We start from the raw sequence: 24,794 nt of genomic DNA, 5'->3' as shown, positions 1-24,794 counted from the left end.
CCGTCCTCCCGGGAAACGCCCCGCGGCGGGGTGCCCCGGGAGGAACGGGACGGAGCCGGCGGTCGGGGATCGCCGGCGGGGACGCCCCGGCGAGGCGGGCCGGCCGGGCGAGGACGGCCGTCGCCGCGCCGGGCGGGCTGCGGGCCGGTGCGGCGGGCGCCCTCGGGCCCGCCCATGTCGTCGCCCCTCACCGGCGAGGAGAGGGGTCGCGGCGGACGGGTCGGCGGATCAGTTGTTCCTCCTGACGTCGGGCAGCAGCTGCAGCCGTCCCCACACGAAGTCGCCGGGCTTCTCCACCGCCAGGCTGATGTCGATCAGCTCGCTGAGCCCGCGGGCGGGCTCGGCGCCGCCGGCCCGCTGCACCCACGCGACGATCAGATAGTGGCCGTAGATCTGGCCGTAGGCGGCGCTGTACCCGCGGCCGAAGTCCTTCACGCCCGGGGCCTCCAGCGGCACCACGAAGCCGGCCTGGGCCTGCGGGTTCAGGTCGCGGGAGATCTGCTCCGCGCCGGCCTGGTCGGCCAGGTTGACGGCGAAGAACTGGCCGACGTGGGCCTTGTCGGCGCTGACGTAGGCGCCGCGCACGATCTGGTTGCAGCCGTGCTTCTCCAGGTCCGCCTGGAGACGCTCGCCCCAGGTCACGGCCTTGCAGTCGGCCGACACGTGCGAGCCCGCCAGCGTGAACGCGTAGTCGCGGTAGGACACCCGCCTGGTGGCCTCGGTGAAGACCTCGGCCTCGGTCAGCGGGCGCGGGTCGGCGGTGCGCCTGGCGAGCCCGGCGGTGTGGGCGTTCGGCGCTTGCGGTGTGTAGACGGTGGGCAGCACCTTCGCGGGAGCGGCGCCGCCCTTGTCCTCGCCGCCCATCAGCACCACTCCGACGACGACCGCGGCGGCCACGACGACCACCGCGACCGCGATCGCGATGAGCGGCTTGCCGGAGCGGGACCGCCGCTGCCGCCGTGGGGCGTCGCCCGACCCAAAGTCGTCCTGCGCGGCCTGGTGCACGGCCACGCGCGAGCCCGTCTCGCTCACTTCGCCTCCGGTTCGCACAGGTCGATCAGCAGCGGTGAGCTTATCGCCCAAGCGGTGCACGGCGTGCCGAAAAGATACTTTCCGCCATGCCCCATCGAGGCCGATCGGTCCGGGTCGGCCCGCGGCCGACCCGCGCGTCCGGTCGCCGCCGCCTCACGGCGCTCGCGACGACGACCGGGCGCGTCCCGGACCTGCGGCGTCGTTCAGTCCTTGACGGCCTCGGCCGCGCGATCGGGCGCCCGCCGCCCGGCGCCGTCCTCCTCGCCCGCCTCGGCGGGCTCGGGCGCCTCCGTGCGGTCCTCTCCGCCGTCGGCGTCCTCGGCCTCCTCGGGCGCCTCGGCCCGGGGCTCCCCCGCCTCCGCGGCCGCGGCGGAGTCCCCGGTCTCCTCCTTCGAGTCCTTCGGCTCCTCGGCGTCCGCGGAGACCGCGGAGACCGTGGAGTCCGTGGAGGCCTCGGCGGTCCGCTCCTCGGCGCGCGGAGCGTCCTCGTCCGCGGAGTCCCGCTCCCCGGCGGCCTCGGCGGACTCCTCCCTCCGGTCCCCGGCGTCGCGCTCCTCGGCTTCCGCCGCGTCGCGCTCCTCGTCCGCGGGCTCATCGTCCCGGGACTCCCCGGCGTCCCGTTCCCCGACGGCCGCGGGGGCCGTCGGCTCCTCGGCCTTCGGGGCGCCTGAGGACTCCCGCCGCTCCTCGGTCCCGGAGTCCGCGTCGGTCCCGGCGCCCGAGGGCCCCTGCCGCTCCTCGGCGTCGGGGGCGGTGAAGTCCCGCGAGTCCCGCGAGGCCTCGTCCCGGCCCGTCTCGGCCGACTCAGGCCTCCGGACGTCCTTCCCCGTCTCGCCGGACTCCCCGGCGGGGGCGTCCTCCGCGTCCCCGCCGGACCCGTCCCCGCCGGCCCCCTCGGGCCGGTCCGCCGCCGCGGCGGAGCCGGACGGCCGGGACTCGCCGGCCGCGGACGAGGCGTCCTCCGCGGGGACGGCCGGGGCGTCGGCATCGGCGCCCTCGACCACGACCGCCTCGGGGCCGGTGCGGTTGCGCGCCCACCACAGGTAGGCGACGGCCCCGGCGAAGACCAGCAGGGAGGTCCAGTTGTTCAGCCGCATGCCGAGGATGTGGTGGGCCTCGTCGATGCGCAGCGACTCGATCCAGAAGCGGCCCAGGGTGTAGCCGGCGACGTACAGGGCGAAGGCGCGGCCGTGGGTGAGCGTGAACCGGCGGCCCGCCCAGATCACCGCGAACGCCAGCGCGATGCACCACAGGGACTCGTACAGGAAGGTCGGGTGATAGGTGGCCACGTCGGCGTAGCGCGGATCGAGGGTGTCGGTGCCGGGCAGCCTGGGCCGGTGCTCGGGATCGATCTCCAGGGCCCACCAGGCGTTCAGGGGACGGCCGTACAGCTCCTGGTTCCACCAGTTGCCCCAGCGGCCGATGCCCTGCGCCAGCGCCAGGCCGGGGGCCACGGCGTCGCCGAGCGCCAGCACCGAGATGCCGCGGCGGCGGCAGCCGATCCAGGCGCCCACGCCGCCGAGCGCGATGGCGCCCCAGATGCCGAGTCCGCCGCGCCAGATCTGCAGGGCGGCGGCCGGGTCTCCGCCTTCGCCGAAGTACCGCTGCCAGTCGGTGAGCACGTGGTAGAGCCGACCGCCCAGCAGGCCGAACGGCACCGCCCAGACCGCCACGTCGATCACCGCGCCGGGCGTGCCGCCCCGGGCGGTCCAGCGCCGCTCCCCCAGCCAGACCGCCGCCACGATGCCCAGGATGATCATCAGGGCATAGGCGCGCAGGGGGAACGGCCCGAGGTGCCAGACGCCCTCGGCGGGACTCGGAATCGTCGCAAGGGGCTGCATGAGCGTTGACGTTACCGCCTTCGGACCGTCGTGTCGGCCGGTCCGCGAAGGCCGGCCGGCGGCCCGCGCGCTCATCCGGGCCTCCGGCCCGCCCGGCCGCCGGGGCGGAGGGCGTGCCCCGCCCCGGCGCCGACGGCGGACGGGTCGGGATGCGACGGCCAGGCCTTGAAGATCAGGCCTTGGACTTGGCGTTCTCGACGGCCTTGCGCATGCCCTTGGCGTCGAAGACGGCGTCCTGGCCGAGCCGGCGCCCGTCGAGCGTCACCCACGGGGTGCCCTGCACCCCGGCCCGGTCGGCGGCGGCGTTGGCCTGGTCGATCTGCTGCTGCCTCTGGGTGCCCTCGACGCACGCGGCGAACGCCTCGTCGGTGATGCCCACCTCGGCGGCCCACTTGATGAGGTCGGCGTTCTCAAAGCCCTTGGCGTTCTCCGGACCCTGCTCGTCGAACAGCTTGTCGTGGTAGGCCAGCCACTTGTCGGCCGGTGCGCACAGGGAGGCGTTCAGCGCCCGCAGCGAGTTGCCGCTGACCGGCTCGCCCATGGAGCGGAACAGCGAGAACGGCCGGTAGACCACCTTGACCTTGCCCTCGGCGGCCAGCTTCTTGATGGTGGTGCCGGTCTCCTTCTCCATCGCCTTGCAGGCCGGGCACTGGAAGTCCTCATAGATCTCCAGCACCGGAGCGGTCACCCCCGGCTGGGCCATCACCACCGATCCGTCCGGCTGCCGGGAGAGCGGGGCGGTGGCCACCGCGTCCTCGTCGCCGCGGCTCCGGATCAGCACCACCGCCGCGGCCACGACCGCGATCACCGCGACGGCGCCCACGCCGACCAGCAGGGCGCGCAGTCGCCGACGCCGCTGCTCCTCTCGGCGGCGCTGTTCGGCCAGCCGCTCACGAGCGCTGCGATGACGCTCGGCCTTGCTCATGGTGGGTCGTCCTCCGAACGCTCGGGGCCGCACGGGCGCACCGTGGGCGCGTCCGGGAGCCCCGTCTCGCCCGCCGCGGCCGAGGGAATGGTCGATCAGTCCTCGTACAGGCCGAGCCTGCGGTCCACCGCCGCCCGGCCGGGCGGCCACACGGCGATCCAGGCGGCCAGCGCCAGGAAGCCGAGGTCTCGCACGATCTCGCTGAGGTAGGGCGGATCGGCGACCTGGCCGCCGCCGCCGAAACAGCCGCAGTCGATCTTCAGACCACGGGCCCAGGCGGAGGCGATGCCGGCGATGAACACCACCATCAACAGCCCGGACAGCACCCCGCCGAGCCGGGTGGCGAATCCGGCCAGCAACAGCAGGGCCAGCACGATCTCCAGGATCGGCAGGCCCAGCCCCACCGGCGTGATCAGCCCTTCGGGCAGCAGCTGGTAGGCCTCCACCGCCAGTTTCTGCAGCGCCGGCGGCTCGAGGGCCTTGGCCAGGCCCGCCCAGCCGAGCACGACGGCCAGACCGGCGCGGGCGGCTGCGGTGGTCCACTGGTCGGCCGGCGCGGTGCGGGCGGCCCAGACCAGCACCGCCGACAGCCCCAGGCCGCCGACGATGCCGGTCCACCGCTCGCCGATCTGCGCCCACGCGGTCCACGCCAGCAGCACCGCGAGCAGCACGATGAGGACGGGCGGCGTCCAGCGGACGGGGCCGCCGGGCGACGGGTCGTCGCTCGGCGCGATCCGATTCTGACGATCCTCGGCCTTGTCTGTGACCACCGTGGCGTCGACTCCCGTGATGTCCTGGCGGCTTCTCGCGGCTCGCAGGCTAACCGGACCCCGATAAGGAGACCGTTAGCGGCCGGCGCGGGCCCCATCCTGCCACGCCGGCCGGCGCCGGGAGCGGTTCACGCGCCGCGACGTACGCCTTCGGCGAGTTCGGCGGCGAATTCCCGAACGGCCTGGATTCCGGCTTTTTCGTCCGGTGCGTCCAGAAGGCGGCGGACGAACGCCGATCCGACGATCACCCCGTCGGCGAAGCCGGCGACCTCGGCGGCCTGCGCCCCGTTGCTGACCCCCAGGCCCAGCCCGACCGGCAGGGTCGGAGCGTCCGGGCCGCGCCGGGCCAGGATCCGGCGGGTCCGCTCCACCAGCCCGGGCGCCCCGGTGTCCACGGCGCTGCGGGTGCCGGTGACGCCCATCAGCGACGCGGCGTACACGAAACCCCGGCACACGTCGACGATCTTGGCGATGCGCTCGTCGGTGGAGCTGAGCGCCACCAGGAACACCCGGTCCAGGTCATGGGCGTCGGAGGCGGCCAGCCACGGGTCGGCCTCCTCCGGGGTGAGGTCGGGGGTGATGAGCCCGACGCCGCCGGCGGACTTCAGGTCGCGGGCGAACGCCTCCACGCCGTACCGGTCGACCGGGTTCCAGTAGGTCATCACCAGGACGGGCACGCCGGTGGCGGCCACCGCCTCGACGGTGCGCAGCACGTCGGCGACGCGGATGCCGCCGGTCAGCGCCCGGTGGACGGCGTCCTGGATGGTGGGGCCGTCCATCATCGGGTCGGTGTAGGGTAGGCCGATCTCGACGGCGTCGCAGCCGGCCTCGACCATGGCCTTGGCGGCCTCGATGGCGCCCCGATAGGAGGGGAAGCCGGCGGGCAGGTAGCCGACCAGCGCGGCGCGGTCCTCGGCCTGCGCCTTGGCGAACGCGACGGAGGAGCTCATCGAGTGCCCTCCTCACCGGTGATGAGGCCGAACCACTGGGCCGCGGTGTGCATGTCCTTGTCGCCGCGGCCCGACAGGCACACCACGATGACGGCGTCCTCGCCGAGCTCCCGGCCGACCTTGAGCGCGCCGGCCAGGGCGTGCGCGGACTCGATCGCCGGGATGATGCCCTCGGTGCGGCACAGCAGGGCGAACGCCTCCATCGCCTCGGCGTCGGTGATCGCCCGGTAGACGGCGCGCCCGGTGTCGTGCAGCCAGGAGTGCTCGGGGCCGACGCCCGGGTAGTCCAGTCCCGCCGACACCGAGTGGGTCTCCAGGGTCTGCCCGTCCTCGTCCTGCAGCAGGAACGTGCGCATGCCGTGGATGACGCCGAGGGAGCCGCCGACCAGGGTGGCGGCGTGCCGGCCGGTCTCCACGCCGTCCCCGCCGGCCTCGAACCCGTACAGCCGGACGCCCTCGTCGGGGATGAACGCGTGGAAGACGCCGATGGCGTTGGAACCGCCGCCGACGCAGGCGACGACCGCGTCCGGCAGCCGTCCGGTGAGCTCCAGCACCTGCCGGCGGGCCTCGACCCCGATGATGCGCTGGAAGTCGCGGACCATCATCGGGAACGGATGCGGGCCCATCACCGAGCCGATGCAGTAGTGGGTGTCCTCGACGGTGGCGACCCAGTCGCGGAACGCCTCGTTGCAGGCGTCCTTGAGGGTGCGGCTGCCGGTCTTGACCGGGACGACCTCGGCGCCCAGCATCCGCATCCGGGCGACGTTGAGGGCCTGCCGCTCGGTGTCGATCTCGCCCATGTAGACGGTGCAGTCCAGGCCGAGCAGGGCGGCGGCGGTCGCGGTGGCGACGCCGTGCTGGCCGGCGCCGGTCTCGGCGATGAGGCGGCGCTTGCCCATCCGCCGGGTGAGCAGCGCCTGCCCCAGCACATTGTTGATCTTGTGTGACCCGGTGTGGTTGAGGTCCTCTCGTTTGAGCAGGATGCGGGCGCCTCCGGCGTGCTCGGCGAACCGCCGGGCCTCGGTGAGCAGGCTGGGCCGTCCGGCGTAGCCGGCGAGCAGCTCCTCCAGCTCGCGGGTGAAGGCGGGATCGGCCTTGGCCGCCTCGAACTCGCGGGTCAGTGCGTCGAGGGCGGCCATGAGGGCTTCGGGGGCGAACCGGCCGCCGAACCGGCCGAAGCGGCCGTCGGGGTCGGGCAGGTTCACGGAATCGCTGGCAGCGCCGCGTGCGGCGTCGATGGTCATGATCGTCCTGTCGTGCGTCGAACGTGAAAGGCGTGGCTTATCCGGGCTATGCGGGCAGAGCGGGATCCGGATGAGCGCACCATCGCTCGCGCAGCGGCTCGGCGTCCCCCGCCACGGCCGCGACGCCGGACACGACGGTCATGCCCTCTGGGCGGCGCGGCCGAACCCGGCCGCGCGGCGACGTCGACAAAGGCTCGTCGGGCATGGGCAAAGCCTACTTGCCCTGACGGAGCGCCGGGTGGGCTCCGGCGGCGACCAGATCGGCCACGGCGCCGCGCGGGTCGCGCCCGGTGACCAGGCTCTCCCCCACCAGCACCGCGTCGGCGCCGGAGGAGGCGTAGGCGAGCAGGTCGTGGGGGCCGCGCACGCCGGACTCGGCGACCTTGACCACGTCGCGGGGCAGCAGGGGGGCGAGCCGGGCGAACACGCTCCGGTCCACCTTGAGGGTCTTCAGGTCGCGGGCGTTGATCCCGATGACCTTGGCGCCGGCGTCCAACGCCCGCGCCACCTCCTCCTCGGTGTGCACCTCCACCAGCGGGACCAGCCCGATCGACTCGGCCCGCTCCACCAGCGAGACCAGCGCCTCCTGGTCGAGCGCGGCGACGATCAGCAGGGCCAGGTCGGCGCCGTAGGCGCGGGCCTCCCACAGCTGGTAGGAGGTGACGATGAAGTCCTTGCGCAGCACCGGGACGTCGACGTTGGCGCGGACCTGGGCCAGGTCGTCCAGGCTGCCGCCGAACCGGCGCCGCTCGGTGAGCACGCTGATCACCTTGGCCCCGCCGGCCTCGTAGTCACGGGCCAGCGCGGCCGGGTCGGCGATCGCCGCGAGCGCGCCCTTGGACGGGCTGGACCGCTTGACCTCCGCGATCACGCTGACTCCGTCGGCGCGCAGGGCGGCCATGGCGTCGCGCGGCGGCGGGGCGGCGGCGGCCTTCTCCTTGAGCGCCTCCAAGGGCACCGCCGCCTGCCGTTCGGCGAGGTCGGCCCGGACGCCTTCCACGATCTCTGCGAGCACGCTCACGCGGCCTCCTCCCCCAGCGGCCCGGCGGCCGCGTCCGGGCGCGCCGCCGGCTCGGCTCCGTTCCGCGCCTGCCGGCTCGTCACGTCGCTCACGGGTCAGGCCCCCTCGTCTGCGGACTGTACGTGCCGATCGTAGCCCCCGGCGGTGACGGCCCGGTCACCCGACCCGTCGTCACGGGGCCAAGGACGCCCCGAACGGAAGATTCCGGACGACCCAGAACACGATCACCAGCGCCAGGAGCGTGTAGACCGCCGCGGGCCGCAGCAACCGCGAGCTCATCGGCCGCCCTTGCACCGACAGCACGACCCAGCGCGCGTACAGGTAACCGAACACCGGCAGCAGCGCGAACAGCAGCGGATTGAGCCCCAGGGCCGCGTCGAGCCGGCCGTGCGCCAGCTCGTGCACCATGCGCAGCGCGCCGCATCCCGGGCAGTACAGCCCCGTGGCCCACAGCAGCGGGCAGGTCGGATAACGCCCCGGCTCGTGCGGATCGACCAGGGCGACCCAGGTCGTCCCGGCGGCGACGGCGCCGAGCACCGCGGCCGGCCCCAGCAGCCTGCGTCCCACGCCCCCGGTACGGGTCGCGCCGACCTGCGTCATGGTCCCAGCGTACGGGTCCGACGGTCGTCCCGACGGCGCCGCGCCGGGCCCGCCCGCGGCGACGGCCCCGAAGAGGCCCGCAGGAGGCCCGAGACCGGTCCCGGCGCGCCCCTCAGGCGTCGACGGCGTAGCCGACGCCGCGGACGGTGCGGATGGGGCTGGCCTCGCCGAGCTTGGCGCGCAGCTGGGCGATGTGCACGTCGACGGTGCGGTTGCCGGCGCTGGCCCCCGGCTCCCAGGCCGCCTCCAGCAGCTGCTCGCGGGTGAACACCCGCCCCGGTCGGCCCATCAGGAACCGCAGCAGGTCGAACTCGGTGGCGGTCAGGGCGACCGGCCGGTCCCCGGCGGTGACGGTGCGGGACTGGGGGTCCAGCACCACGGAGCCGGCGCGCAGCACCTGGGCCTCCCCCTCGCCGTCCCGGCCGCGCAGCGCCCGGGCGACGGCGTCCACCAGGACCCGCGGCCCGAACGGACGGGTCAGCACGGCCGCGTCCCGTTCGCCGGCCGGCGCGGGCTGCCCGGCGGCGACGACGCACACCACGGGGGCGTCTCCGGCGGCCTGGCGGACCCGGCGGTACAGCTCCCCGGGCGAGGCGGCGGTGGACAGGTCGAGGACCACCGCGTCGGGGCGGAGCCGGGCCGTGGCGGCCGCGGCGCGGGCGGTGTCGAGCTCGATCTCGGCGTCGTATCCGGCGCGGGTCAGATAGCGGCGGACCAGCTCGGCCACGCCGGAGTCGTGTTCGGCGATCAGGACCAGCCCGCCGGCGGACTCGGTCATGGGCGGCCCGCGGTCGGCCCGGCGGCCCGGGCCGCGTCGTGGTCGACGGCCATCAGTGCTCCCGGATGCGTCATGGGCGTCATCGGTCCGAGCGGAGTCACGAGCGGGATCACGAGCGGGGTCAGCGGGGTCATTCGTCGCGGGCGGTGGGATCCTCGCCCCGGTCCAGCGACTTCCACAGCCCGGCGGGATCGTCGGGGGCGGGCCGCTGTGCGGCGCGACCGGCGCCGGGGCGGTCGTAGCGGGCGGACATGCCGGGCCAGCGGTGCCCCCGCAGCGCGGTGAGGAGCCCGGCGGCGGCCAGCAGCACGCCCCCGGTCGCCGCGACCGTCCACCACCCGGTGGTGGTCACCGCCAGATCGGAGCCCAGCCGCAGCAGCGTGCTGCGCTCCTCGGCGGCGGCCAGGACATGGGGGCGGCGCACCGCGGCGGCCGCGGCGGCGGCCGCGGCCGCGCCCAGCAGCACCAGCAGGGCCCCGACGGCGACGCGGGCCCGGCCGCGGGCGGCGACCAGGGCGGCCAGCGCCGCCAGTCCGGCCCAGCCGAGGGCGCTCACGGCGCCGGTCAGGTCGTTCCCGGTCAGCGTCCGATCGATGGGGGTGATGGCGCCGTGGGCTCGGACGGAGGCCCACTGGCGGCCCGCGGCCAGCAGCACCAGCCCGGCGCCGGCCGCGCACGCCGACACGGCGCCCGCCCGCTCACGGCGAACGTCCATCAAGGGTTCTCGGGGCGCTCACCGACGACGGCGTCGAGCACGTCGGCGTCCCAACAGGTGCGGTCGCCGGTGTGGCAGGCCGGCCCGACCTGGTCGACCTTCACCAGGATGGCGTCGCCGTCGCAGTCGAGGGCGACCGACTTCACCCACTGCTGATGGCCCGAGCTCTCCCCCTTGACCCAGTACTCCTGGCGGCTGCGCGACCAGTAGGTGGCGCGGCCGGTGGTCAGGGTGCGGTGCAGGGCCTCGTCGTCCATCCACGCCAGCATGAGCACCTCACCGGTGTCGTACTGCTGGGCGATGGCGGGGACGAGCCCGTTGGGATCGCGCTTGAGGCGCGCGGCGATCTTCGGGTCCAGCTTGGACTCACGCTCGGACATGCCCTCCATTGTGCCCGTCGCCGCGCTCCGCCTCGGCACTTCACCGCGCCGAATGTCGCCGAATGTCGCGGAGAACACGCCGGGCCCGCGCCTGGACGGCGCGGGCCCGGCGGAACGTCCGCAGGTGTCACATCTGCAGGCGTTACAGGGGACGGACCTGGTCGGCCTGCGGTCCCCGGTCGCCTTGCGTCACCTCGAACTCGACGCGCTGGTTCTCATCGAGGGTCCGGTAACCGGAGGTCTGGATCGCCGAGTAGTGCACGAACACGTCCGGACCGCCGTCGTCCACGGCGATGAAACCGAAGCCCTTCTCGGCGCTGAACCACTTCACGGTGCCCTGCTGGGGCATGTCTTTCTCCTTGCGGCAAAGCTCGGGTCCGCACCTCGCGGGCCCGGTGCGGTCGCTGCGGCGCGTTCTCGCCTTCCGAACCGTCCCGGAAAAGCCAAAACGCCCGCCGTCATCAGTCCGCGGGCGTTCCTGTAAAACGATCGTGAACTACGACTGCAACCGACGGCTCCACCGTATCACCAGTCGGGCGTGAATTGGAGGGGTCCCGGCGGCCGATTCCGGCCGCGCCGTCCCGCGCCGGGGCGGCGCGGGGCCGGCCGGCGGGACGCGCGGCCGGACATGCGGCGGATTCGCCGTTCTCTCCGACCGCGGCGAGGCCGTCCGCCGGATCGGGATCGCGCGGCGCCGAGGTCCGACGCCGTCCGGCCTCCTCGGCATATCCTCCCCCGCCTCCCCGATGCGTGATATCTCACGTTTATGTAAATCGACGCTTTACCAGTGCCCATGGCGTGATTTTTCGTGCGCGGCCACGGCAAAGAGCGACCGGCGCCGCCCCGGCCGTCGCCGCCGTCCCGCGACGAGCGGCCCGCAGGAGCGAGGAGGTCCACGGGAAGGCCGTGCGCCCGGGATCGGACGCCCGAGGACGCCGCCCGCCCGCGATCCGACCGCCCGCCCGGCCCGGCCCCGGCCCGGCGGAAGACCGCCCCGCCGACGCCGGACTCGGCCGCGTCCGGCGTCGGGCCTCCGCGAGGCGGCGGTCGACGGCGGGAATAACGGGACGCCCGGGGATGGTAGGCATGAGCGGGCCGCAAGCCCTCACACCACCCCATCGCGGACCCGGCCGGAGACGTCCGCCGGGGCTCCGCCGCCGGATTGGAGGACCACGTGCCAGCAGGGCCCTCGAGGGTCGAGCCCCGCATCCTGCGCGAAGGGATGCGGGTGCTCTGGGTCGCCGTCACGGCCGAACCCCTCGTGTTCACCGTGTCCGTCCTGGCCAGCGCGTTGTACGCGGCGATGACCGTGGCCAGCGCGTGGGTGCTGGGGTGGGCGACCGAGAACGTCGTGCTGCCGGCGTTCCAGGAAGGCCGCACGACGGCGGGAGCGCTGGCGACCGGGGCGCTGGCGATCGTCGCGGTCGCGGTGCTGAAGGCGCTGGGCGTTGCCGGACGGCGGTTCTACGCCGGGCTGATGCAGTACCGGATGCAGGCCCGCTACCGGCGCGCGGTGACCCGGCAGTACCTGCGGCTGCCGCTGGCCTGGCACCATCGGCACCCCACCGGTCAGCTGCTGTCGAACGCCAACGCCGACGTGGAGGCCGCCTGGGCGCCGATCGCGCCGCTGCCGATGGCGGTGGGCGTGGTGTTCATGCTGCTGGTGGCGGCGGTGGCGATCGTGCTGGTGGATGTGACGCTGGCGCTGATCGGGTTCTGCGTGTTCCCCGCCATCGCGCTGCTCAACGTGGTCTACCAGCGGCGGCTGTCGCCCCTGGCGGCGCGCGCCCAGCAGCTGCGGGCCGAGGTGAGCGAGGTCGCGCACGAGAGCTTCGAGGGCGGCCTGGTGGTCAAGACCCTGGGCCGGGAGCAGGCCGAGACCGAACGGTTCACCGAGCGCGCCCGCGCGCTGCAGGAGGCCAATGTGGCGGTCGGCCGGATCCGCGGCCTGTTCGACCCGATGCTGGAGGCGCTGCCGACCCTGGGGGTGCTGGCGGTGCTGCTGGTCGGGTCGGTGCGGCTGGAGGCGGGCGCGCTGAACGCCGGCGACCTGGTGAACGTGGCGTACCTGTTCACCCTGCTGGCCTGGCCGATCCGGGCGCTGGGCTGGGTGCTGGCGGAGGTGCCGCGCAGCGTCGTGGGGTGGAACCGGGTGCGGGCGGTGCTGGACGCCGAAGGGGCGCTGCCGTTCGGGGAGCTCCCGCTGCCGGGCGACGGGCCCGCCGGCCTGGAGGTCCGCCGGGTGCGGTTCGCCTACGCCGACGGCGCGGCGGACGGAGAGGACGAGGGGCGGGCGCACGTGCTGCGGGACGTGTCGTTCGCCGTGCGGCCCGGCCGCACGATCGCGGTGGTCGGGCCGACCGGGTCGGGCAAGTCGACGCTGACGACGCTGCTGGTGCGGCTGGTGGACCCGGCCGACGGGACCGTGCTGCTGGACGGGGTGGACGTCCGTCAGGCCCGGCGGGGCGCGGTGGCGGCGACGGCGGCGCTGGTGCCGCAGCAGACGTTCCTGTTCGACGACACCGTCCGCGGCAACGTGACGTTGGGCGCCGACGTCCCCGACGAGCAGGTGTGGGAGGCGTTGCGGCTGGCGCAGGCCGACGGGTTCGTGGCCGCACTGCCCCACGGGCTGGACACCCGGGTCGGCGAGCGCGGCGCGACCCTGTCGGGCGGGCAGCGGCAGCGGCTGGCGCTGGCCCGGGCGCTGGTGCGCCGTCCCCGGCTGCTGGTGCTGGACGACGCGACCTCCAGCGTGGACCCGCAGGTGGAGGCGCGGATCCTGGAAGGGCTGCGGGCGGCGCAGAGCGCCGGGTCCGGCTCGACCGTCGTGGTGATCGCCTACCGCAAGGCCACCATCGCGCTCGCCGACGAGGTGGTCTATCTCGAGCACGGCCGGGTGGCGGACCGCGGCACGCACGCCGAGCTGCTGGAGCGGTCGGCGGGCTACCGCGACCTGGTGAACGCCTACGAGCGGGCCGAGGCCGAACGCGACGCCGTCGAGGGCGAGGAGGTGACCGCATGACGGCGAGCGCGCTGGATGAGTCGGCCGCCCTGGAGAGCGCGCTGCGGACGCTGCGGCGGGGGCTGCGGCTGAGCCCGGAGTTCGCCACGGGGCTGCCGGTCACGCTGCTGCTGGCGCTGGTGGCCACGGCGGGACGGGTGGTGGTGCCCATCGCCGTGCAGCAGACCATCGATCGGGGCCTGCGCGCCCCCGGCGGACCGGACCTGGCGTTCGTCCGCGCCGCGGTGCTGGTGTCCGCGGCGGTCGTGGCGCTCACCGCGGTGTCGGGCTACCTGATGAACGTCCGGCTCTACCGGACCACCGAGAGCGGCCTGGCCACGCTGCGGATCAAGGCGTTCCGGCACGTGCACGACCTGTCGATGCTGACCCAGAGCGGCGAGCGGCGCGGCTCGCTGGTGTCGCGGGTCACCGGCGACGTCGATCAGATCAGCCAGTTCATGCAGTGGGGCGGGCTGATGATCATCGTGTCGGTGGGCCAGCTGGTGGTGGCCAGCGTGCTGATGGCGATCTACTCCTGGCCGCTGGCGCTGCTGGTGTGGGCGTCGTTCCTGCCGCTGGCGCTGGCGCTGCGCACGTTCCAGAGGCTGCTGTCGCGGGCGTACACCGCGGTCCGGGAGCGGGTCGGGGACATGCTCGCGGCGATCAGCGAGTCGGTGGTGGGCGCGCCGGTGATCCGCGCGTACGCCGTCGAGGAGCGGACCGCCAGGCGGATCGACGAGTCGGTGGAGGCCTACCGCAGGGCGCAGACCCGGGCCCAGGGGCTCGTGGCGCTGACGTTCCCCTCCAGCGAGCTGGTGGCGGCGCTGGCGACCGCCGCGGTCGTGGTGGCGGGCACCCTGCTGGGGGCGGGCGGGCACCTGACGGCCGGCGAGCTGGTGGCGTTCATGTTCCTGGTGACGCTGTTCGTCGGCCCGATGCAGGTCGCCACCGAGGTGCTCACCGAGGCGCAGAACGCCATCGCGGGCTGGCGGCGGGTGCTCGGAGTGCTGGACACCGCGCCCGACGTGGCCGATCCGGGCGAGCGGGGGCACCGGCTGCCGCGCGGCCCCATCGAGGTGCGCTTCGAGAACGTGTCGTTCGCCTATCCCGGCGGCCCCACCGTCCTGCACGGGGTGACGGTGGACATCGCGCCGCGCTCGCGCGTCGCGGTGGTCGGCGAGACCGGCTCGGGCAAGACCACGTTCGCCAAGCTGCTGACCCGCCTGATGGACCCGGCGCAGGGACGCATCCTGGTCGACGGCGTCCCCCTGGACCGGATCCGGTTCTCCTCCCTGCGGGAACGGATCGTGATGGTCCCCCAGGACGGGTTCCTGTTCGACGCCTCCGTGGGCGACAACATCCGGTACGGCCGACCCGGCGCCACCGACGAGGACATCCTGCTGGCCCTCGCCGATCTCGGCCTGGCCGACTGGGTCGCCGGGCTCCCCCAGGGGCTGGACACCCCGGTCGGCCAGCGCGGGGAGTCCCTGTCGGCCGGCGAACGCCAGCTCGTCGCCCTGGCCCGCGCCTACCTCGCCGACCCCGACCTGCTGGTCCTCGACGAGGCCACCAGCGCCGTCGACCCCGCCACCGAGATGCGCCTGCAACGCGCCCTCGACGGCGTCACCCGGGGCCGCACCTCCATCTCCATCGCGCATCGCCTGTCCACCGCCGAGGCCGCCGACGAGATCCTGGTCTTCGACCGGGGCCGGCTGGTCCAGCGCGGCCCGCACAGCGAGCTCGTCGCCGTCCCCGGGGTCTACGCCGACCTGCACGCCTCCTGGACGGCCCAGCGCACGGTCTGACGCGAGGCCCCGGCGGGGGTCGGAAGGCCCGCCCCGCGGCGGCGCGGGGCGGGAAGGGCACGGCCGGCACCGGGCCGACGGGCGTCGCCGCCCGCGGAGGAGCGGACGGAGCGGGAAGGGGCGGGAGGGAGAGCGCAAATCAAACTTGCCCGGTTCGACGCTGTCTGCGCATATTGGCGCAGTGAACGAGGTCGGCATCGAATCAGCGGGCACGCTGCACGGACAACTGCAGCGCGGCCTGGGCAGGGCCGCGCGGCGAGCGGCCGGGGTCGCGGGGGCCGGAGAACTGGTCCTGGACTGTGTTCGCCGAGATCCGCGCCAAGACCCCCGGGTGGAGTCGCGCGGGCTGTATTACGCGCGGCTGGTGGTCGACCTGGAGCTGCCGGCGGGGCCGATCGGCGAGCGGCTGCTGGAGCCGGGCTGCGGCGAGGAGGGGCGGCTGGCCGTGGAGGTGCTGACCGAGCTGGTCCGGCTGAGCCGCCGGGAGGCCGCCGGGGCGCTGCGGGCCTGCGCCGAGGAGGGCGACCTGTGGTTCGAGGCGGTGGAGGCGCTGGTCCGGCTGGGCGATCCGGCGCTGGCCGAAGGGCTGGACGCGCTGGTGGTGGCCCGGTGCGACGACCGTGAGCTGGAATGGCTGGCCGTCGACCCGGACAACCCGGTCATCCGGCGGTGGGCGGGCCGACGGCCCCGGATCGCCGCCGCGCTGGAGCGGCGCCGGGCCGGGACCGGCGGCAGAGCGCGACCGCCCCGCCCGAGCGGGCCGGCCCGGGGCGGGGAGCGGTCGGGCCGCTCGGAGTCGGAGCTGCTGGAGCTGGCCCGACGACGGGACGACGAGGGGGCGGTGGCGGCGATATTCGAGCTGGGGCGGCGACGGACCCCCGCGCTGCTGGACCTGGCCGAGGAGCTGCTGCCGCAGCGCAACGACCGCTGGGGCGGGGCGCTGTGCCGGGCGTTGCGGGAGTACGGGTCGGCGGCGCTGCCGCGGGCGAGGGCCTGGGTGCGGACGCACACCGGCTGCCAGGCCCTGGCGCTGTGCATCCTGGCCAGTCACGGCACCCATCAGGACATCCCGCTGCTGATGTCGGAGCTGGAGGCCGCGGTGGAGCGCCGCGACTGGGGGGCGGCGGCCGGCCCGGTGGAGGGACTGGGCAGGCTGCGGGCCGGCGAGGCCGTCCCCTTGCTGAAGACGATCTGGGTGGAGTCCGCCTACTCCTATCTACGGCCCCGGGTGCTGACCGCGCTGACCCGCACCGCCCCCCACACCGCCGAGTCCTACGCCGTCGAAGGACTGTGGGACTGCGAGGAGGAGACCCGCCGCGTGGCGGTGTCCGCGGTCCCGTTCACCGACGACGCCCGGCTGCGGCTGCACCGGCTGCGCTCGGACCCCGCGGAGGATCAGCGGGTGCGGGCCGCCGCGGCCGACCGTCTGATGTTCTAGCCGGTGCCCCGGCCCGTCGCCTCCGCATCGTCGCCGCACGCCGCCGCGCGCCGACCCCGGCATCCGGCCCGAGTGCGATACGGTCCGCGGCGGCGGAAGGCCGGATCGCTCCCGGGAGCGACGCCGGCCCCTCCTCGCGGAGGGGAGAACGAGGGGGCGAACGCACCTAGACTCGGCGGCATGAGCTCCCCCATCCGCCGTCTGATCGCCGTGATCCCCCTCGTCCTGCTGCCGCTGGGCACGGTCGCCGCGTGCGGCGGCGAGGGCGTCACCACCGACTGCTCCATCGAGGCCTGCACCGTGACGTTCGATCGGGGCGTGGAGGCCAACGTCTCGATCCTGGGCGTCAAGGTGGAGCTGGTGGGCGTGCAGGGCGACAGCGTGACGCTGCGGATCGCCGGCCAGCAGATCACCCTGCCGGTCGACGGATGGCAGGAGGTCGAGGGCTTCGGCGTGCAGATCCAGTCGATCACCCAGGAGCAGGTGGTCGTCCGGATCTCCCAGGGCGGCGAGGGCTGACGCCGCGGCGCAACGGGCGCGATCCGCCTGAGACGGCTAAAGTCCTCCCTCGATGAAAAGCAAGATCCACTTCTCTCCCCGCCGCCTCGCGGCCCTCTCACTCGCCCTGCTCCCGCTGCTCGGGGTCGCCGCCTGCGGCGAAGGCAGCACCAACGCCGAGTACAGCTGCGTCAGCTCCGCCAAGAACTGCTTGCTGAAGTTCCGGCGCGACGCCGGCCACTCCAGCGTTCGCACCATCGGCACCGAGGCCGAGCTGGTGGACGTGCAGGGCGACACCGTGACGCTCCGGGTGGAGGGTCGGCTGATCACCCTGCGCACCGGCGAGTCCGGCAACGTCGCCGGCTACCGGGTGAAGGTCTACTCGGTGACCGCCCGGACGGTCGAGGTGCAGCTCAAGGGCTGAGCCCGGCCACCCCCGTCCGACTCATGCGGACACATCAGTCAATATGGGGACATGCCAGCAGAACGCATGCTTCCCACCCCTGAGGCCGAGGATCTCATCGACCTCACCCGTCAGATCGTCAAGGCCGAGCTGGCCCCCCGCGCCGCCGAGGCCGAGGCCGAGGAGAAGTTCCCCCGCGAGGTGTTCCGCATCCTGGGCCGGGCCGGGCTGCTGGGGCTGCCCTACCCGGAGGAGGTCGGCGGCGGGGGCCAGCCGTACGAGGTCTACCTGCAGGTGCTGGAGGAGATCGCGGCGGCGTGGGCGTCGGTGGCGGTCGGGATGAGCGTGCACACGCTGGCCTGCTACCCGGTGGCGACGTACGGCGACGAGGAGCAGCGCGAACGGCTGCCGGAGCTGCTCGGCGGCGAACTGCTGGGCGGGTACGCCCTGTCGGAGCCGCACGCCGGGTCGGACGCGGCCGCGCTGAGCACCCGGGCGGTCCGCGACGGCGACCACTACGTGATCACCGGCACCAAGGCGTGGATCACGCACGGCGGCGAGGCCGACTTCTACGTGCTGTTCGCCCGGACCTCCGACGACGGCGGACGGGGCATCAGCGCGTTCCTGATCGACGGTCGGATGGACGGGCTGTCGTTCGGGCCGCCGGAACGCAAGATGGGCCTGACCGGCTCCACCACCGCCCAACTGCTGTTCGACGGCGCCCGGGTTCCGGTGGAGCGGCGGATCGGCGCCGAGGGCCAGGGGTTCCCGATCGCGTTGTCGGCGCTGGACTCGGGCCGGCTGGGCATCGCGGCGTGCGCGGTGGGACTGGCCCAGGGCGCGCTGGACGAGGCGGTGGCGTACGCCAGGCAGCGGGAGCAGTTCGGCCGCCCGATCATCGAGCACCAGGGCCTGGGGTTCCTGCTGGCGGACATGGCGGCGGCGGTGGAGTCGGCGCGGGCGACCTACCTGGAGGCGGCGCGCCGCCGCGACCGCGGGCTGCCGTTCGGGCGGCAGGCGTCCATCGCCAAGCTGGTCGCCACCGACGTCGCGATGAAGGTGACCACCGACGCGGTGCAGGTCCTCGGCGGATACGGCTACACCCGGGACTTCCCCGTGGAACGTTACATGCGCGAGGCCAAGGTCATGCAGATCTTCGAGGGCACCAACCAGATCCAGCGCCTGGTCATCGCCCGTCACCTGGCCCGCTGACCGGGCGGCCGCCTCCAGGGGCGCGCCGCCGACCGCACGGCTCTCGCACCGGGTGCGCCGCGGCGCGCCCCGTGCGTCCCAGGCGCCTCGGGCGTCCCGTGCGCTCCGCACGTGACGGCGACGCTGACGAAGTGGAGTGACCGGCGGGTAGGTTACGGAAGAGCAGTCGACCCTGCGGCGGTCCGGTGCAGGTCAGGGCCGCCGCGGCGCCCTCCGCAGGGCGCGGGAGGAGGACGCATGCCCCTCATCCGACGCCTGCCCGCCCCGACCCGCCGGCTGTCGCTGCCCACCGGCCGGCTCCGCTATACCGTGGAACGCGACATCCCGGTGCCGATGCCGGACGGGGTGACGCTGCTGACCGACCGGTACGCCCCCGCCGGAAGGCCGGACGCCCCCACGATCCTGGTCCGCACCCCCTACGGACGGCGCGGGCTGCCCTCGATGCTCAACGGGCTGCCGTTCGTGCCGTTCGGGTTCCAGCTGCTGGTGCAGAGCACCCGGGGGACGTTCGGGTCCGGCGGCGAGTTCGACCCGCTGGGCGGAGAGCAGGAGGACGGGCTGGCCACCGTGGAGTGGATCCGGCGGCAGCCGTGGTTCAACGGCTCGCTGGCCTGCTACGGCGCCAGCTACCTCGGCTACACCTCCTGGGCGGTGGCGAGCGCCGCCGGCCCGGCGCTCAAGGCCATGTCGGTGCAGGTGACCGCCTCCTCGTTCCGCGACGCCGCCTATGTGGGCGGTTCGTTCGCGCTGGAGACCGTGTTGATGTGGTCGGACCTGACCGCCCGGCAGGAACGGCGGCTGGGCATGATCAACGGGGCGCTGCTGGCCAAGCGTCGAGCGCGCCGGGCCGCCGCCACCGGCCGACCGCTGGCCGAGCTGGACGCGCTGACCACCGGGGCGCCGCTGCGGTTCTGGCAGGACCTGCTGGCCAACGACGAGCCCGGCGCCGAATACTGGCGCGGCCGGGACTTCACCGCCTCGGTCGCCGAGGTCGGCGCCCCGGTGATGCTGCTGGGCGGCTGGTACGACATCTTCCTGCCCTGGCAGCTCAAGGACTACCTGACGCTGCGGGCGGCGGGACGGCTGCCGTTCCTGACGATCGGTCCGTGGTGGCACGCCGACGCCCGGCACGGGCTGGTGGCGATGCGCGAGTCGCTGGCCTGGTTCCGCGCCCACCTCAAGGGCGACTTCTCCGGCATCCGCGCCCACCCGGTGCGGGTGTACGTGACGGGGGCGAAGCAGTGGCGGGACTATCGCGACTGGCCGCCGCCGGGCATGAAGGCGCGTCCCTGGTTCCTGCAGCCGGGCGGCGGGCTCGGCGAGGACGGCCCGCCGAGCGACGGGCCCACCCGCTACGTCTTCGACCCCGCCGACCCCACGCCCGCGCTGTCGGGGCCGAGCCTGCTGGGCAGCTGCAAGCCGGTCGATCAGCGTCCGCTGGAGCGGCGCCCCGACGTGGCGGTGTTCACCTCCGCTCCGCTGCGCGCCGACCTGGACGTCATCGGCCCGGTGTCGGCGCGGCTGCACGTGCGCTGCGACCGCGAGCACACCGACTTCGTGGTGCGGCTGTGCGACGTGGCGCCGGACGGGACCTCGCTGAACGTGTGCGAGGGCAGCCGACGGCTGCGGCCCGGCGATCCTCCGGCCGACGCCGACGGGGTGCGGGCGGTGACGGTGGAGCTGTGGCCGGCCGGTCATCGGTTCCGCCGCGGACACCGGGTCAGGGTGCACGTGACCGGCGGGGCGTTCCCCATCGTGGCGGTCAACCCCGGAACCGGTGAGCCCCTGGGCAGCGCCGTGAACCGGGTCGTGCAGCGCCACGAGGTGTTCCACGACCCGGACCGCCCCTCGGCGATCATGCTCCCGGTGGTGGAGCGCGCCGCCGAGCGCACGCGCAGCGACCCGGAGGCGGAGGACTAGCCGGCCCCGGCGCGCCGGCTCCGTCCGAGCGCGGCGCGCCGGGGCGGCCCGCGGTCGGCCCTAGAGCCGGGTGAGGCGCTGGGTTCCGCTGCCCACCGCGAACGAGGCCAGCGGCGCGGCGGCGGCGTCCCGGCGGGTGCGGTCCGACAGCTTGAACCAGTCCATCCGGGCCCGTTCGGCGGTCAGCTCGATCACCCCGAAGCCGTGCGAGTCCAGCTCCGACCAGCGCACGTGCCGGTTGGTCAGCGCCAGCGCGGCCTCCGCCGCCAGGCTGAGGGTGCGCGGCGGGACGTTCAGGAAGTCGTCGACGTTGTCGCTGGTCACCGACGGGACCACCATCTCGGTGGCGACCGAGGGGGTGAGCGGGTAGGTCGCGGCGGTCAGCGGCACGTCGTTGGCCCACGAGGTGTGGATGTCGCCGGTCAGGAAGACGGTGTTGTCGATCCGCTCGTCGTGCAGGTGGCCGAGCAGCTCCTGCCGGTCGGCGGTGTAGCCGTCCCACTGGTCGGGATTGATCGGATACCCGCCGGCCGGAACGCCCAGCAGCCTGGCCAGCGGGCCGAGCAGGTGGGCGGGCACCGACCCGATCGTCACCGGGCTGATCATCACCGAGTTGCCGACCAGCCGCCAACGGGTCTCCCCCGCGCTCGCCGACAGCCCCTCCTTCAGCCAGCGCATCTGGGCATCACCGGTGATCGTGCGGTCCGGGTCGTCCACCGCCAGGCCGCCCTCCTGCTTGGACCGGTGGCTGCGCAGGTCCAGCAGGGTGAGCTCGGCCAGCCGGCCGAACCGCAGCCGCCGGTAGATCTCGCCGCCCGCACCGGCCCGCACCGGCATCCACTCGAAGTACGCCTTGCGGGAGGCCGCCAGACGCGCCTCCCAGGAGCCCTCGGTGGCGGGATCGTGGTTCTGCGCGCCGCCGGACCAAGTGTCGTTGGCCACCTCGTGGTCGTCCCAGACGATCATCCACGGGTAGGCGGCGTGCAGCGCCTGCAGGTCCGGATCGGTCTTGTAGAGGGCGTGCCGCATCCGGTAGTCGGCCAGGGTGAGGGTCTCGTGCGCCGGCACGGTCGGGCGGACCACCGTGCCGCCCGCGCTGAAGTCCCCCGTCCCGTACTCGTAGATGTAGTCGCCCAGGTGCACGATCCCGAACAGGTCGCCGCGCTCGGCCAGGTGCCGGTAGGCGGCGAAGTGGCCCGCCTCCCAGTTCGCGCAGGACACCACGCCGAATTTCAGCGCCTCCACCTGCGCGGACGCCGCGGGGGCGGTGCGGGTCCGGCCCACCGGGGACGGTGTGCCGTCCAGCAGGAAGCGATAGTGGTAGGAGGTGCCGGGGGTCAGCCCGCGCACGTCGACCTTCACCGTGTGATCGCGCTCGGGTCCGGTGCGGACCGTCCCCTGCGCCACGATCGACTGGAACCGCGCGTCCCGCGCCACCTGCCAGACCACGTCCACCACGGGCCCCTCGCCCGAGCCCGGTGTCGCCTCGTCGGTGGGCGTCACCCGTGTCCACGCGATCACGCCGTCCGGCAGCGGGTCGCCCGACGCCACCCCGTGCCGGAAGTAGGCGGGCGCGGCGTGCGCACCGGACGCCGACACCGCCAGCGAAGAGACCACCACGGCTCCGGCCGCACCCGCCCGGAGGAAGCCACGACGATCGAGAGCAGTCACATGTGAAAAGTACTCATGTTCTTCCCGGCCGGGAAGCCCGTGGCCGCAACCCGCCATCACGCGTTCAGCCAGGTGTTCATTCGCCTGCAACGGGCACCGATCCGACCATCGGGGCTCACACCCCAAACAATCAGAAGAAACACCAAAAGGCGCACATAACTGGGGGAACCATGCACGCCACCAAGAGCTGGCAGCTGACCGTGGACATCACCGAGCGGGACCGGCACACCGAGGCCGAGGCACGTCTCACCACGCCCGAGACCACCCTCACCGGCCGCGGCGTCGCCCGCCGCAACCCGCGCGACGCCGACGTGCCCAGCATCGGCGACGAACTGGCGGTGTCCCGCGCCCTGGCCGAGCTCGCCCACGGTCTGCTGGACGCCGCCGCCCAGGAGATCAGCCGCATCGAGCACCGGCAGGTACGGCTCACGCACTGACCCCGCATCCTGAACGCGCAGCGACGATCCCGCATCGACGCGGCCGCCGCCGATCCCGGCCGGTGCGCGGCGGGGCGGCGGAGGGCGCGCACGCGGCGGGCGCGCCCGCTCCGCACGGCCCGCCGAGGTCCGCCCGCCGTCTCTCCGGCCCCGTCGGCCTCGGCGCCCGCTGACGGCCGGACGCGGGGACCGGCCCTCGGGATCGGCCCGCCGAGAACGCGGGCCCGGGGGGCGCGGGGCTCAGCGGACCGGGTGGCCCGCCCTGCGAAGGGCGTCCTTGACCTCGGAGATCTTCAGGTCGCCGAAGTGGAAGACGCTGGCGGCAAGAACGGCGTCGGCACCGGCCTCCACGGCCGGCGGGAAGTGCTCCAGGGCTCCGGCGCCGCCGCTGGCGATGACCGGGACGGTGACGGCGGCGCGGACCCGGCGGAGCATCTCCAGGTCGAAGCCGTTCTTGGTGCCGTCGGCGTCCATGGAGTTCAGCAGGATCTCCCCCACGCCGAGCTCCTCGCCGCGCCGGACCCACTCGATCGCGTCGATGCCGGTGCCGCGACGGCCGCCGTGGGTGGTGACCTCGAATCCGGACTCGGTGCGGGTGTCGCCGGTGACGCGCCGGGCGTCGACCGACAGCACGATGCACTGGGAGCCGAAGCGGTGCGCGGCCTCGCGCAGCAGCTCCGGCCGAGCGATCGCCGCGGTGTTGATCGAGACCTTGTCGGCGCCGGCGCGCAGCAGCCGGTCGATGTCCTCCACGGTGCGGACGCCGCCGCCCACGGTCAGCGGGATGAACACCTGCTCGGCGGTGCGCCGCACCACCTCGTAGGTGGTGGACCGGTCGGCGCTGGAGGCGGTGATGTCCAGGAACGTCAGCTCGTCGGCACCCTCGGCGTCGTACCGCCGGGCCAGCTCCACCGGGTCGCCGGCGTCCCGCAGATTGCGGAAGTTGACGCCCTTGACCACCCGACCGGCGTCCACGTCCAGACAGGGGATGACGCGCACCGCCACGCTCATCGGCCCACCCCCGGCTTGTAGGCGTCGGCCTCGATCTCCACCAGCATCGCCGGGTCGATCAGGCGGGACACCTCCACCATCGAGGTGGCGGGCCTGATCTCGCCGAAGACCTCGCCGTGCGCCCGGCCGTACTCCTCCCACCGGTCGATGTCGGTGACGAAGATCCGGGTCCGCACCACGTCGGCCAGTGAGCAGCCGAACCGCTCCAGCGCCCACGCCACGTTGGCCAGGCACTGCTTGGTCTGGGCGTAGGCGTCCCCTTCATGCAGCACCCTGCCGTCGGTCAGGTCCACCGGGGCGCAGCCGGTCACGTGCACATGGTCGCCGGCGGCGACGGCTCGGCTGTAGCCGACGACGCGCTCCCAGGGGGCGCCCGAGCCGATCCGGCGGATCACTGCACCGCCTCCAGGGCCTCCTCCAGGGTGAACGCCCGCGCGTACAGGGCCTTGCCCACGATCGCGCCCTCCACGCCCTCCGGCACCAGCGCGGCCAGGGCGCGCAGGTCGTCCAGGGAGGACACCCCGCCGGAGGCGATCACCGGCTTGTCGGTGCGCGAGCACACCCGGCGCAGCAGCTCGATGTTGGGGCCGCGCAGCGTGCCGTCCTTGGTGACGTCGGTGACCACGTAGCGGGGGCAGCCGTCGGCCTCCAGCCTCTCCAGCACCTCCCACAGGTCGCCGCCCTCGCGGGTCCAGCCCCGGGCGGCCAGCGTGGTCCCCCGCACGTCCAACCCGACCGCGATGCGCTCCCCGTGCTCGGCGATGACGGCGCGGCACCATTCGGGGTTCTCCAGCGCGGCGGTGCCGAGGTTGACCCGGGCGCAGCCGGTGGCCAGGGCCGCCTTCAACGACTCGTCGTCGCGGATCCCGCCCGACAGCTCCACCTTGACGTCCAGCCGGCCGATCACCTCGGCCAGCAGCTCTCGGTTGGAGCCCCGCCCGAACGCCGCGTCCAGGTCCACCAGATGGATCCACTCCGCTCCGGCCGCCTGCCAGGCCAACGCGGCCTCCAGCGGCGATCCGTAGGAGGTCTCGGTGCCGGCCTCGCCCTGCACCAGCCGAACGGCCTGACCGTCGGCGACGTCCACGGCGGGAAGGAGAGTCAGTGTCATCGCGAACCCATCTGATCGGTGCCTGTCGTGA

At 74.3% G+C, this 24,794-nt stretch carries 24 protein-coding genes; 8 read left to right on the top strand and 16 right to left on the bottom strand.

Features of this window, described 5'->3' with window-relative positions; translation table 11 throughout:
* Positions 1 to 228 precede the first annotated feature (228 nt).
* From EIO00_RS21585 to EIO00_RS21530, 12 genes are all read right to left on the bottom strand, one after another.
* Entirely contained in the window at positions 229 to 1,032 is an 804-nt protein-coding gene (locus EIO00_RS21585) for a hypothetical protein (protein ID WP_161602772.1), read from the bottom strand.
* A gap of 203 nt (positions 1,033 to 1,235) precedes the next feature.
* Positions 1,236 to 2,873 carry a prolipoprotein diacylglyceryl transferase gene (gene lgt, locus EIO00_RS21580; protein WP_175596299.1) on the bottom strand — a complete coding sequence of 546 codons (1,638 nt, stop codon included), beginning with the start codon at positions 2,871 to 2,873 and terminating at the stop codon, positions 1,236 to 1,238.
* Between the two features lie 172 nt (positions 2,874 to 3,045).
* Positions 3,046 to 3,798: a DsbA family protein gene (locus EIO00_RS21575; RefSeq protein ID WP_140181839.1), complete on the bottom strand. Its 753-nt coding sequence runs from the start codon at positions 3,796 to 3,798 to the stop codon at positions 3,046 to 3,048.
* 95 nt (positions 3,799 to 3,893) lie between these two features.
* Positions 3,894 to 4,568, bottom strand: a complete 675-nt coding sequence (locus tag EIO00_RS21570) for a MauE/DoxX family redox-associated membrane protein (RefSeq protein WP_241661508.1) — start codon at positions 4,566 to 4,568, stop codon at positions 3,894 to 3,896.
* A gap of 128 nt (positions 4,569 to 4,696) precedes the next feature.
* Complete coding sequence (gene trpA / locus EIO00_RS21565; protein ID WP_140181837.1) at positions 4,697 to 5,518, bottom strand: tryptophan synthase subunit alpha; 822 nt, start codon at positions 5,516 to 5,518, stop codon at positions 4,697 to 4,699.
* On the bottom strand, positions 5,515 to 6,762 hold the full coding sequence (gene trpB / locus EIO00_RS21560; protein ID WP_140181835.1) for a tryptophan synthase subunit beta: 1,248 nt from the start codon (positions 6,760 to 6,762) through the stop codon (positions 5,515 to 5,517). Before trpB ends, trpA begins: the two co-directional genes overlap by 4 nt.
* A 214-nt stretch (positions 6,763 to 6,976) precedes the next feature.
* Positions 6,977 to 7,783, bottom strand: coding sequence for an indole-3-glycerol phosphate synthase TrpC (gene trpC / locus EIO00_RS21555; protein WP_140181833.1), 807 nt, complete (start codon positions 7,781 to 7,783; stop codon positions 6,977 to 6,979).
* Between the two features lie 171 nt (positions 7,784 to 7,954).
* Positions 7,955 to 8,383, bottom strand: coding sequence for a DUF2752 domain-containing protein (locus EIO00_RS21550; protein WP_140181831.1), 429 nt, complete (start codon positions 8,381 to 8,383; stop codon positions 7,955 to 7,957).
* A gap of 112 nt (positions 8,384 to 8,495) precedes the next feature.
* Positions 8,496 to 9,161, bottom strand: coding sequence for a response regulator transcription factor (locus EIO00_RS21545; protein ID WP_140181829.1), 666 nt, complete (start codon positions 9,159 to 9,161; stop codon positions 8,496 to 8,498).
* A gap of 130 nt (positions 9,162 to 9,291) precedes the next feature.
* Entirely contained in the window at positions 9,292 to 9,876 is a 585-nt protein-coding gene (locus EIO00_RS21540; protein WP_140181827.1) for a Trp biosynthesis-associated membrane protein, read from the bottom strand.
* On the bottom strand, positions 9,876 to 10,256 hold the full coding sequence (gene hisI, locus EIO00_RS21535; protein WP_206664224.1) for a phosphoribosyl-AMP cyclohydrolase: 381 nt from the start codon (positions 10,254 to 10,256) through the stop codon (positions 9,876 to 9,878). The genes EIO00_RS21540 and hisI overlap by 1 nt, the downstream gene beginning before the upstream one ends.
* A 142-nt stretch (positions 10,257 to 10,398) precedes the next feature.
* A complete protein-coding gene (locus EIO00_RS21530; RefSeq protein WP_140181823.1) occupies positions 10,399 to 10,605 on the bottom strand; it encodes a cold-shock protein in 207 nt (68 codons plus the stop codon).
* An 873-nt stretch (positions 10,606 to 11,478) separates the two neighbouring features.
* Between EIO00_RS21530 and EIO00_RS21525 the strand changes: the two genes are divergently transcribed.
* The 7 genes from EIO00_RS21525 (at position 11,479) to EIO00_RS21495 (ending at position 20,533) form a co-directional block, all read left to right on the top strand.
* Positions 11,479 to 13,278: an ABC transporter ATP-binding protein gene (locus tag EIO00_RS21525; RefSeq protein WP_140181845.1), complete on the top strand. Its 1,800-nt coding sequence runs from the start codon at positions 11,479 to 11,481 to the stop codon at positions 13,276 to 13,278.
* Positions 13,275 to 15,062 (top strand): ABC transporter ATP-binding protein, encoded by a 1,788-nt coding sequence (locus EIO00_RS21520; protein WP_140181821.1) that lies wholly within the window; start codon positions 13,275 to 13,277, stop codon positions 15,060 to 15,062. The genes EIO00_RS21525 and EIO00_RS21520 overlap by 4 nt, the downstream gene beginning before the upstream one ends.
* A gap of 181 nt (positions 15,063 to 15,243) precedes the next feature.
* The gene (locus EIO00_RS21515) at positions 15,244 to 16,500 is read left to right on the top strand and encodes a hypothetical protein (protein ID WP_140181819.1); all 1,257 of its coding nucleotides are present in this window, start codon (positions 15,244 to 15,246) and stop codon (positions 16,498 to 16,500) included.
* A gap of 180 nt (positions 16,501 to 16,680) precedes the next feature.
* Positions 16,681 to 17,019 (top strand): hypothetical protein, encoded by a 339-nt coding sequence (locus EIO00_RS21510; RefSeq protein ID WP_140181817.1) that lies wholly within the window; start codon positions 16,681 to 16,683, stop codon positions 17,017 to 17,019.
* A gap of 52 nt (positions 17,020 to 17,071) precedes the next feature.
* The gene (locus EIO00_RS21505) at positions 17,072 to 17,422 is read left to right on the top strand and encodes a hypothetical protein (RefSeq protein WP_140181815.1); all 351 of its coding nucleotides are present in this window, start codon (positions 17,072 to 17,074) and stop codon (positions 17,420 to 17,422) included.
* Positions 17,423 to 17,473: 51 nt separating this feature from the next.
* Positions 17,474 to 18,613, top strand: a complete 1,140-nt coding sequence (locus EIO00_RS21500; RefSeq protein ID WP_140181813.1) for an acyl-CoA dehydrogenase family protein — start codon at positions 17,474 to 17,476, stop codon at positions 18,611 to 18,613.
* Positions 18,614 to 18,850: 237 nt separating this feature from the next.
* Positions 18,851 to 20,533 carry a CocE/NonD family hydrolase gene (locus EIO00_RS21495; RefSeq protein ID WP_140181811.1) on the top strand — a complete coding sequence of 561 codons (1,683 nt, stop codon included), beginning with the start codon at positions 18,851 to 18,853 and terminating at the stop codon, positions 20,531 to 20,533.
* Positions 20,534 to 20,593: 60 nt separating this feature from the next.
* Here EIO00_RS21495 and EIO00_RS21490 read toward each other — a convergent pair whose 3' ends face one another.
* Complete coding sequence (locus EIO00_RS21490) at positions 20,594 to 22,150, bottom strand: alkaline phosphatase D family protein (protein WP_241661507.1); 1,557 nt, start codon at positions 22,148 to 22,150, stop codon at positions 20,594 to 20,596.
* A gap of 224 nt (positions 22,151 to 22,374) precedes the next feature.
* Here EIO00_RS21490 and EIO00_RS21485 point away from each other — a divergent pair, with 224 nt between their 5' ends.
* A complete protein-coding gene (locus tag EIO00_RS21485; RefSeq protein ID WP_140181807.1) occupies positions 22,375 to 22,641 on the top strand; it encodes a DUF1876 domain-containing protein in 267 nt (88 codons plus the stop codon).
* Between the two features lie 240 nt (positions 22,642 to 22,881).
* Here the strand turns inward: EIO00_RS21485 and hisF are convergent, their stop codons facing one another.
* The 3 genes from hisF to priA are packed head-to-tail and all read right to left on the bottom strand — an operon-like array spanning position 22,882 to position 24,763.
* Positions 22,882 to 23,652 carry an imidazole glycerol phosphate synthase subunit HisF gene (hisF, locus tag EIO00_RS21480; protein WP_140181805.1) on the bottom strand — a complete coding sequence of 257 codons (771 nt, stop codon included), beginning with the start codon at positions 23,650 to 23,652 and terminating at the stop codon, positions 22,882 to 22,884.
* Positions 23,649 to 24,047 carry a RidA family protein gene (locus tag EIO00_RS21475; protein WP_140181803.1) on the bottom strand — a complete coding sequence of 133 codons (399 nt, stop codon included), beginning with the start codon at positions 24,045 to 24,047 and terminating at the stop codon, positions 23,649 to 23,651. The genes hisF and EIO00_RS21475 overlap by 4 nt, the downstream gene beginning before the upstream one ends.
* The gene (gene priA, locus EIO00_RS21470; protein WP_140181801.1) at positions 24,044 to 24,763 is read right to left on the bottom strand and encodes a bifunctional 1-(5-phosphoribosyl)-5-((5-phosphoribosylamino)methylideneamino)imidazole-4-carboxamide isomerase/phosphoribosylanthranilate isomerase PriA; all 720 of its coding nucleotides are present in this window, start codon (positions 24,761 to 24,763) and stop codon (positions 24,044 to 24,046) included. Before priA ends, EIO00_RS21475 begins: the two co-directional genes overlap by 4 nt.
* Positions 24,764 to 24,794: the final 31 nt, after the last annotated feature.

The organism is Thermomonospora catenispora, assembly GCF_006363815.1.
In the GTDB taxonomy this organism is placed as follows: Bacteria; Actinomycetota; Actinomycetes; order Streptosporangiales; family Streptosporangiaceae; genus Thermomonospora; species Thermomonospora catenispora.
Note: the sequence above shows the minus strand (reverse complement) of the source record. Positions and strands in the feature narration are given on the sequence as shown.